Here is a 9,579-nt window from a genome sequence, read left to right as displayed (position 1 = left end):
CGAAACTCCCAGAATCTTTATCAGATCGATATTCGTTCTGGGAGTTCTATTACCCGCCAACTAACCGCATCGCCAGGCTAGGCAGCGCCTTACGAACTTCTGCAAGGCAGACTAGGTAATCCGGGGGGCGAGGTCAGACGCTTATCGAGTCACAACTGCATTCGCACACAGAAACGGTGAGGTCGCTCCATATATCGATGATTGAAATGTATGATTGGTTGCCGCCGTTAATCGGCCTCATCGACCGATCATGGTCTACGGATTCGTAATGGCGATCCATTGAGGTATTTTATGTCCTGAAACGACATTTTCCCCTAATTTCAAACAGAGGTCAGCAATTGACGCCCGGCTTACAGTGTTGGTGATGCCCATAACATTTCTCATCGCACTTGCATCGCCGGATAGGTAGGAGTTCGATTTTTCTCTATTGTTGAGAATCGGCGGCAAAATTATTATCGGGATAATAATGCCAGGCGCACCCTCAATATCCGCCAATTGCCTTTCAAAGTCGGCAAAGGGCTTTGCCCAGAATGAACGCTTCGCTACACCAACGATCCATCGAGAAAATAAGCCTTTGATATAACCGGCAGTCGGACCGAGACCCCACGCAGCGATGCTAATGAGTGGTATGGTTTTTTGATTCGCAGGGTGCGTAGCATGTAACTCTCGCAATGCAAATAGCACACTTTCCGTCCCTGTGGAAACCGCTGTGTAGGGGGCAACTTCGGATGCGAGCATTATGTACACCGCATCTGGTGTTATTTTTTTCATCGCACGTAGCATCTTGTCTGCTTCGTGCAATTCGCCAGTGACAACACGCAAGTTTGGGTGCGCGTTCACGGCTGCAGGCAACCGCGACGCATTGCGTACGAAAGCTGTTACAACGTGACCTCGGGAAAGCGCTTGCGTTAGAAAGAGCGAACCCGTTCGGCCCGTAGCACCCAACAGGAAAAAGTGGAGCGGTGTCGCCGTAACGTGGGTCAAGGACTCGCTAGCCGTAGTTCCCAGCATGGAACGGGTGAGAGATGATGGCAAGTCGTGAGCGCGTGGTTTAATCGTCATGGATTTGGCTACAAACCAAGTTAAATTGCTGGTCAAATTTATAGCAAGTTTTCCTGAAGCAGACTGGTGCTATTCGTCACCTGCGACCACATGCTTACTTTCCTTGGAGATGAAGCACTACAAAGTCGCGTACCGCCGCGCGTGCCTGTTTTGCTTCGGCCAGGTCCGGCTCCCAGTTGAATCCGTGCCATCCGCCTTCCATAACGAGCAGTTCGCTTTTTACTCCAGCGCCTTTGATTTTCCAGAACAGGCGAACGCAATTGCTCAGGAGGAGATCGCGCGTGCCAGTCGAGATCACCGTCGGTGGGAAATCGACAGGATAGTCCGCGTACAGGGGGGAAACCTGTGGGCTTGTGGCATCGTCGTCATTGAGGTAATTCTGTTGCATGAGCGCGAGCGAAAGTTTGAGCGGCACCACATCGCGTCCGTCGTTGGCGATACTGGAGTCGCCAACGCCGCTAATGTCGGAGGCAGGTGTATACATGGACAAAGCCGCTGGCATCGGCAGTCCGTCCGCATGTGCGCGTAGAAGCATGGCTAGCATGATCTGTCCGCCAGCGGAACTACTCACGCCGATAATGCGGTTGGCTGCATGCGCTTGCACCATTTCACGATACACAGCGAGACACTCGTTAATTGCGACCGGGAATCGGGCTTCTGGCGCAAGCGTGTAGTCGATCGACCAGACCGGCATGCCGAATTCGGCTGCGGACAGCAGCGCCGTGCGATCTCGCGCTGTCCCCATGACGAACCCACCGCCGTGAATGTTCAAGACTACAAAGCCCTCTAGTCCGTGGGCGATTTTAGGTGGTGTGATGACCAGCACCGGAATGCCGGAGACGGTGAGTCTCGTGAGCTGCAGACCGTGCTCGTTTATAATCTGTTCCTCGATTTTGTCTTCGCCTGCCTGAAACTGCGCACGCATTTTCGGTACATTGGCGGGGCGTGCGAGGTATCGGTAGAGAAACGCCGGCAATCGAATTGTCGGAGTTGCCCGAAGGAAGTCTCGCGCGCCCTTGCTGAGAGACGCAGCCTGCTCGGGCTTGAATACGATGCTCATATTGAGTGAGTCCCTGAAAGTAGATGCTGGTAGTCTGCAAGCATCAAAGATATGCGCTTGGTGCTCGACGAACCGCGAACCCTGTTTTCGCAGAGTTCACGGCCCGCATCTCCGTGTCAAACGTCGCCAAACGGCACGAGAGAATTGGGACCATGTCCATCAACGAGAACATACCGGTTCTAACCTGCTATGTCCGTTGATGTCACGCTCGGGGGCGTCGGCTGAGCCTGAATGATGAGCCATTCACCGGGCAGGTTGCCTTGTCGATGTCGACGGAAGGAATAGCACATACGACAGGTCGAAGATGATTTGCATCTTGTTGCCGACGTTACTGAACCCGGCCGATTACCCGAACGTGCCAGGAACAAGGTTGTCGGGCGTTCTGTACTGTCAGTGCCCAACGTTGCATCTTCTTCCCAGTGGCTCGCCATATTGTCTCGGTCGCGCCGGTCGCCGACTTTTACCGCTTTGCCGTATCGAATGGGCCGTCTACAAACGGCGTGGCAGCGACCGCAAGGTCGGAGCGGGGCATGGACGCTGCAGGCAAAATGCCGACGAGTTGCCTGTCAAAGGGCAAGTGCACCTCAACGATGTGGGAGCCTAACGGGGTAACGCGCTTGCGATCGATGATGTGCTGAGCATTGAAGGGGCATCGCGTTTCCAGAATCGGGCTCGTCATACCTAAAGTGTCGTGGTCGACGCTAGGCCGACGCGAATCGAATGGCGCCACTTTCCAATCCAATCGCGCCAACATAAATGGCGCGATACGATGTTTTTGGCGGACTCTTTACTGCTACGCTGGCGACACCGTCAAGTGGCCTGCGTAGCACCCCGTAGACGCAACCGAGATTCTGACGCATAGCTATGATTGGCCGTGGCGTGCTGTTCGAATGCCGGTGGTCAGGCGATATGTTTCAGGTCGTGACCCGCCGGTCGTTGCTGGTGGCGCTGGAGCATTCACGATCTAGACACGCGTGTGTGTCTAGGTCGCACACTCGCTACGCACCGCGAACCCATTCGATACCTCTTTCCATGATCGTTGACCAGATTTCTTTGCCGGCATCGCTACCTCGGCGCCTTTCGTCGTTCGGCATCGACATGGAACAGTTGCTGCGTCGCGCCGGATTGCCTGCATCGCTTTTTTCGCGCGGCGTTGTGACGTTAACAACACGCCAGTTTTTTGACTTGTGGGTTGCACTGGAGGCATCAGGGGTTGACCGAGATTTTGGCTTGCGCATCGGTGTCCAGCCACCGCCCGATCAGTACGACATCGCGTCGATGGTCGCCCTACACTCGCGGGATGGTGCCGAGGCCATCGGCAAGCTGGCACGCTATAAGCGCCTGGTTTGCCCAGAGGAAATTCTGATCGAGGCGGTAGCCAATGAGGTTCATGTCGAATTCAAATGGCTTCTTGCCGGAGGTCCCGCACCGACCTTTCTGACGGATGCCGCTTTCTCCAGCACAGTACTACTGATATCCCGCGGTATCGGGACAACAGTGAAACCCCTTCGCCTAGAACTTTGCCGCAGTGCGGTGAACGCGGATTTGCTTGTCTCGCATTTTGAGTGCCACATCACTTTCGACGCGCCGCGCGATTTGCTGGTGCTATCCCCCGCACTACTTTCGGAGCCGTTCAAGACGCACAATCTGGAACTACTCGAGCTGATGGTGCCCGCTCTGGAAGCAGCGTTGACGGCCCGGGTCTCTGAGTTACCATGGGTACAAGAGGTACGCCAGGCAGTGGGACGCAATATGCGCGGACGTCGCCCAAGCGTACAGGACATCGCTAGCGAGTTGCTTGTCAGCACGCGTACGCTCCAGCGGCGGCTTGAGGAGGCAGGAACCTCATACCAACAAGTCCTTGATGACGTGCGCCAAGATACGGCGCGATGGTTGCTCGCAACCGATATGCATCCAGCCGAAATCGCGTTCCTGTTGGGCTTCGAGGAGCTTAACTCTTTCAAGCGAGCGTTCAGCGACTGGGAGGGAATGACGCCCAATCGCTGGCGCGCGACGCGAATAGCGCAGTAGGTGGTATCGTCCGTTGGAGTGACTGTCAGAGAGTTCCCGAAATCGAAAACTCGCACGCTTCAACCAGCGCACGCTCGGAAAGCGAAGTGAGCCCGGGAAACGTGGTGAGTCCGTGGGGGGCACCGGCATACTCGGTGATTTGCGAGCGTACGCCGTTCGCCTGGAGTCTCGCGTGGTACCTCCAGCCATCGTCCCGCAGGGGATCGTGTTCGGCCACCTGGATCAGTGTTGCCGGGAGCCCGTTCAGATTGCTCGCCCGTAGCGGTGATACGTACGGGTTGTCTACGGCGGCGCAATCGTCGAGATACCGTCGCGCATACCCCCGCATCGTCGCTGCACTCAGCAGAGGTGCATCCGATTTCTCGTCCATGGAAGGCGAGTCGAACCGGAGATCCAGTGTCGGGCAAATCAGGATCTGCATCGCGATCGGGAGGCCAGGCTGGTTCCTCGCGAGGAGCGTCAGTGCCGCCGCGAGATTCGCGCCTGCACTGTCTCCCGCGACGCCAATCTTGTCCTGGTCGATGCCCAAGCTATCCGCCTCACCGTGCAGCGCTTGCAACGCCGAATGTGCATCGAGCAGCCCGGCAGGAAAGCGGTGCCGCGGGGCGAGTCGGTAGTCGACCGACGCGACGATCGTGCCGGTCCGCGCGGCATAATGACTGCACCACCAGTCAGCCATCCCGGGATCGCCGGACACCCATCCGCCACCATGCAGGTAAAGCAATCCGGATCGCGCCGCGTGCTGCTCTGACGGTACGTAAAGCCGAAGTGGTGGGATGCTCGCTTCACCCGCGCGGACTCGGATATCTACGCCATCCGCTGGTTTGCCGAACACAAGATCGATCAGCCAGTTTCTGGGAAGCGGCTTCTGTCCTGCCACGATGGCGTCGTCGCTCAGTTCGTCGATCTTGTTCTGGCCGGTGGCCTTGAGCAACCAGTCGAGCAGGCGAAGGCGAATCGAGATCGGGGCGGACTCGATCGCGTGGCGTGACACGCGCGGATTGGCGATGCGAGCAATGGCGACCGGCAGCGCAGCGCAAGGCGGCAAGGCCGCTTCACGACGCGTGTCATCGCATGGGTCAGTATTCGGGGACATCGACTTTTCCTTCTGCAACTTCGAGCATCTCCGCCGACAGCGGCTTTTCGCGCAACATGCAAGCGAGCGCAAGCGTCAGGGCCATCAGTACGGCCGCGTAGCGATAGGTCGACGCAAAGGCGTCGAGCATCAAAGGAAGATCGTGACCGGCCGACAGCCGGTTCGTCAGCAGCGCACCGAAGATCGCCGCGCCGAATGCGCCACCCATGGTCTTGAAGAAATTGAGTGCGCCGGTGGCGGAGCCGAGATGCCGCTGATCGACTGCATTCTGTCCGGCAAGAATCACGACCTGGATGAAGCAGCCGATACCGAAGCCGATGACGGTAAGCAGAAGCAGCAGATACCAAAGCGGTGTGCCGAGATTGATCCGGGACAGCGCGTAGAAGCCGGCGCCGGAAAGCAACGCGCCGACGATTGGAAACGACTGGTACCGACCGGTGTGCGCGACACGGCTTCCGGTTACCATCGTCGCGACAATGAGGCCAAACAGGAGTGGGACGATGCTGCCTCCAGCCGCGGATGCCGACAGGCCGAAGATCATCTGCAGCATCATCGGCACGAACAGCATGCAGACGAAGAGTGCCGCGGTCGAAGTGAAAAACAGCCCGGCCGATATCGTAAAGATACTGTTCTTGAAAAGTTCGAGTGGTGTGATGGGCTCCGGCGCCTTGCGCTCGACCCGCAGATAGGCGAGTAGTGCAATCACGCCCAGCAGTGCGAGGGCGGCAACTTGCCACGAATCCCACGAGTAGGTCGTGCCGCCTTCCACGGCGACCAGCAGGAAAGCGGTCGTGTAGATCACGGCGAGTACGGAGCCTGCGACATCCAGCCGCCGCCGTTGTCGTCCGCGGGGCAGTTTGATCTGCGTCGCGATGGCGGCGATCGCGACCAGCCCGATCGGCACGTTGAGCAGAAAGATCCACTGCCAGACCAAGTGATCGACGATCAAGCCCCCGAGTACCGGGCCGAGGATGATGGCTACCGCGGGAATGACGCCGAGCATCGCGTGATAGCGCGCACGTTCGCGAGCCGGCACGAGATCACCCATGATGGCCATGACGAGCGGGCTTAGACCGCCACCACCGATGCCTTGAAGGGCACGAAAGATAATCAGCCAGATCATGCGGGGCGCTGAGGCGCATAGCGCCGATGCGGCGACGAAAATCGCGGTGGAGGCGAGCAGCACGGGTTTCCGTCCGACGATGTCGCCCAGCTTGCCCAGAATCAATGTGGTTACGGCGCTGGTCAGCAGATAGGCGGTGGCGATCCACGGTGCGGCATCGGCATCGCCCAGCGCGCGGCCGATGGGTATCAGTGTCGTGGCGACAATCGTCTGATCCAGCGTGGCGATGAATACCACGAGCATCAAGCAGACCAGCGAAAGAGGCCTGACCGAATTATTGATCGGCTGTTGTACTTGCGAAAGCATGATGATCCCGAGTAATGGGTGTCTCAGATTTGGGCCATGCCGCCGTCGACCGCGAGCACGCTGCCAGTCATGTACGACGAGTCGGAGCTGGCGAGGAACAGCGCAGCTCGAGCAAGTTCATCCGGCGTGGCCCAGCGACCGAGCGGAATGGTGTCGCGGACGTACGAATCGACCTCAGGAATTTCGTAGGCAGCCTGTGTGAGCGGCGTTTTCGTCGCACCGGGACTGAGAACGTTGATACGGACGCGTTTGGACAGCAGGGTGGGATCGTTGGCGAGCGTCCGGGCCAGGCTGCGGACGGCGGCCTTCGTAGCCGCATAGAGCGGATCGCCGAGACGGCCCATGTCGGCCGCAGCCGATCCCGTCAGGACGATGGAGGCGTCGTCGGCGAGCAGAGGCACGGCACGCGCGCAGGTAAAGAACACGCCCTTGAAATTGAGGCCGATGATCGCGTCGAACGACGCCGAATCGGTCTTTTCCCACGGCGGGCAGTGTGACGTGCCGGCGTTCGCGAACAGGATGTCGATCCGTCCATGTCGCTCACCGACCACTTGCATGACGCGCTCGATATCGGCGATGTCCGCCACGTCGGCTTGAATACCGAACGCGCGCGGACCAATCGATAGCGCTGCAGCGTCCAGCTTGTTTGCGTCCCGACCGACGATGGCGACCGATGCACCATGCTGATGCAGGAGCCGGGCCGTTGCATAGCCGATGCCGCTGGAGCCGCCAGTGATGACGGCAACCTTGCCTTGAAGTTTGCGAAATACCTGGTCCATCGATCCCTCCAACCCCATAAGTCAACAATCGATGACTTTAATTCTGGGCTGGTCGTTTGCTGTTGTCAACGGCTGATGACATAATTTGGAAAATTGATCGAAATCACCAGATGAATCAAGGAAGGCGCACATGAGCGTTCTGACGACGAAGTCACCACCCAAGACGCGTAACGCCGCGAGCACGCGCGAGAAGATCCTGGAAGCTGCCAGGGAGTGCTTTTCCAGGCGCAGCTATGAAAATGTCGGGCTTCGGGAAATTGCCGCGGAAGCCGGCGTCGACGCGGCGCTCGTGAGCCGCTATTTCGGGGGCAAGGAGGGGTTGTTTGAGGCGGTGGTGGCCGGCGCCTTCCATGTCGACGAACACCTTCCCGTGTCGGGCGGCTTGGCAGGAGTCGGTGAATTCCTGATTCGGCACATCATGCGCGACTCGGACGACGTAGGTGGGTTCGACCCGCTGCGACTATTGCTGCTGGCCGCGGCCAACCCTGAAACGGCGGCTATCGTTTCGACGCGATTCCAAGAAGAATTCGTCAAGCCTTTGTCGGCCCGTCTGTCCGGCGACGATGCGGAGATCCGAGCGAACGTGATTGCGTCATACGTGATCGGTCTTGCAGCCGCACGCCATCTGCTGCACGCGCCGGGATTTGGTGCGTCGGCGATCGAACGTGTCGTAGCGCTCGCCGGTGGCGCGATCCAGCACTGTGTGGCGCCGGGCGACGCGTAATCCGGGATTCGATCTTGTTCGTACGTGAGCCGACCACATTGACTGATTGGACTGAGCGGGGCTGCAATGCGCACATTCGACATGGGCTTTGCGGGACCGGTGCATGCCGCGCGCCGCGACTTTGCCGAATCCATTCCGTGACCGGTTATCGCGTCACTGTCGGCGGCGGCTAGGGCTCCGTGCTAGCGTGCCCGCTGCTTTTGGCGTTTGGTCGACTCACTACGCGAGAAGAGCGTCAGCGATCAACGCCTGTGTGATTTTCTGCAACGGTGGTGCCGTGAACGACATCAGTTGGATGAGTCCCACGAACACGAGATCATTCGTCGGATCGACCCAGAACCAGGTGCCTGCTGCGCCGTCCCATTGATACGTGCCCGCGCCGACCGGCATGCCTGCGCGCGTCGGATCGACCACCACGGCCCCGTTGTACGCATACGAGAAACCTGGTCGCAGCGTGTAGTGTCCTGTCGTGATGCGTTTGTTCAGTATCGATTCGGCAAGACGCCCGCTCATCTGTTGGTCGATCGCGGTCCGGCTCGCGATGCGTGTTCCATCCAGTTCGCCTTTGTTGAGCAACATCTGTGCGTAGCGCGCATAGTCACATGCCGTGGAGACGAGTCCGGCTCCGCCACTTGCCAGCGATGGCGGTCGATCCCAGTCCTCCTTCATCAGCGGATTCGGATAATTGATAAGGGGCGACTCGCCGTCTCGCGCGTAGAGCGTTGCGAGCCTGTGCCGCTTCTCAGGTGGGGTGTGGAACGCAGTATCTAGCATTCCTAACGGGGCGAAGATCCGCTCTCGCATGAAGTCGGGAAGTGTCAGGCCACTCAACCGCTCGATCAGCGCGCCTTGCAGATCCATCGACAGGCTGTAACGCCAGTTGGTTCCCGGCTGGTAAGCAAGCGGAAGCTGAGCGACCTGCCGAGCGAACGCGCCCAGGTCAGGCGCTTGCCAGATTCCTGCACCTTGATAGAGGGCGTCAACGGGATCGTCAGGATCGGAAAAGGGGGTTCCGTATGCAAACCCGGCGGTATGCGTGAGCAGTTCACCAACGGTCGGCGGATGGTCCAGAGGCGCATTCTGCACTTCGCCGTTAGCGTTCACCCCGGCGTAGACACGGAGCGATTCGAACTCGGGTAGGTGTTTCGCGATGGGATCCTCGGGGCGCCAACGACCTTCGTCATGAAGGATCATCATTGCCGTGCCTGTGACAGGTTTGGTCATCGAGAAAATTCGAAAGAGCGTGTCTTCGCGCATCGGCACGGCGTTCACCAGATCCTGATGACCCATCGCGCGCACGCGGACGAGCCGGCCGTGTCGAGCGATGAGGGTTACGGCACCTGCAAGTGCGCCACGGTCTATGTAGTCGAGGAGTGTCGCATCCAAGCGGTCGAGTCC

General features: G+C 58.8%; 8 protein-coding genes. 2 read left to right on the top strand and 6 right to left on the bottom strand.

Annotated features, from left to right (window positions below; translation table 11 throughout):
* Nucleotides 1–255: 255 nt before the first annotated feature.
* Nucleotides 256–1,011 carry an NAD(P)-binding oxidoreductase gene (locus FFS45_RS40815; protein WP_249363131.1) on the bottom strand — a complete coding sequence of 252 codons (756 nt, stop codon included), beginning with the start codon at nucleotides 1,009–1,011 and terminating at the stop codon, nucleotides 256–258.
* Nucleotides 1,012–1,156: 145 nt separating this feature from the next.
* On the bottom strand, nucleotides 1,157–2,122 hold the full coding sequence (locus tag FFS45_RS40810) for an alpha/beta hydrolase (protein ID WP_137960248.1): 966 nt from the start codon (nucleotides 2,120–2,122) through the stop codon (nucleotides 1,157–1,159).
* A 1,032-nt stretch (nucleotides 2,123–3,154) separates the two neighbouring features.
* Here FFS45_RS40810 and FFS45_RS40805 point away from each other — a divergent pair.
* Nucleotides 3,155–4,153, top strand: coding sequence for an AraC family transcriptional regulator (locus FFS45_RS40805; protein WP_171029900.1), 999 nt, complete (start codon nucleotides 3,155–3,157; stop codon nucleotides 4,151–4,153).
* A 25-nt stretch (nucleotides 4,154–4,178) separates the two neighbouring features.
* On the opposite strand, the gene FFS45_RS40800 is transcribed toward FFS45_RS40805, so the two are convergent.
* Genes FFS45_RS40800 through FFS45_RS40790 form a run of 3 tightly spaced genes read right to left on the bottom strand, consistent with a single transcriptional unit; the run spans nucleotide 4,179 to nucleotide 7,457 of the window.
* On the bottom strand, nucleotides 4,179–5,267 hold the full coding sequence (locus tag FFS45_RS40800) for an alpha/beta hydrolase (RefSeq protein WP_137960246.1): 1,089 nt from the start codon (nucleotides 5,265–5,267) through the stop codon (nucleotides 4,179–4,181).
* On the bottom strand, nucleotides 5,233–6,678 hold the full coding sequence (locus FFS45_RS40795) for an MDR family MFS transporter (RefSeq protein ID WP_137960245.1): 1,446 nt from the start codon (nucleotides 6,676–6,678) through the stop codon (nucleotides 5,233–5,235). The genes FFS45_RS40800 and FFS45_RS40795 overlap by 35 nt, the downstream gene beginning before the upstream one ends.
* Before the next feature lie 23 nt (nucleotides 6,679–6,701).
* Nucleotides 6,702–7,457, bottom strand: a complete 756-nt coding sequence (locus FFS45_RS40790; RefSeq protein WP_171029899.1) for an SDR family oxidoreductase — start codon at nucleotides 7,455–7,457, stop codon at nucleotides 6,702–6,704.
* Nucleotides 7,458–7,587: 130 nt separating this feature from the next.
* Between FFS45_RS40790 and FFS45_RS40785 the strand changes: the two genes are divergently transcribed.
* Nucleotides 7,588–8,181, top strand: a complete 594-nt coding sequence (locus tag FFS45_RS40785; RefSeq protein WP_137960243.1) for a TetR/AcrR family transcriptional regulator — start codon at nucleotides 7,588–7,590, stop codon at nucleotides 8,179–8,181.
* A gap of 219 nt (nucleotides 8,182–8,400) precedes the next feature.
* Here the strand turns inward: FFS45_RS40785 and FFS45_RS40780 are convergent.
* On the bottom strand, nucleotides 8,401–9,579 hold a 1,179-nt coding region (locus FFS45_RS40780; protein WP_137960242.1), incomplete at its 5' end, for a serine hydrolase domain-containing protein.

This window comes from Burkholderia sp. 4M9327F10, assembly GCF_005503145.1.
Classification (GTDB): domain Bacteria; phylum Pseudomonadota; class Gammaproteobacteria; order Burkholderiales; family Burkholderiaceae; genus Paraburkholderia.
Note: the sequence above shows the minus strand (reverse complement) of the source record. Positions and strands in the feature narration are given on the sequence as shown.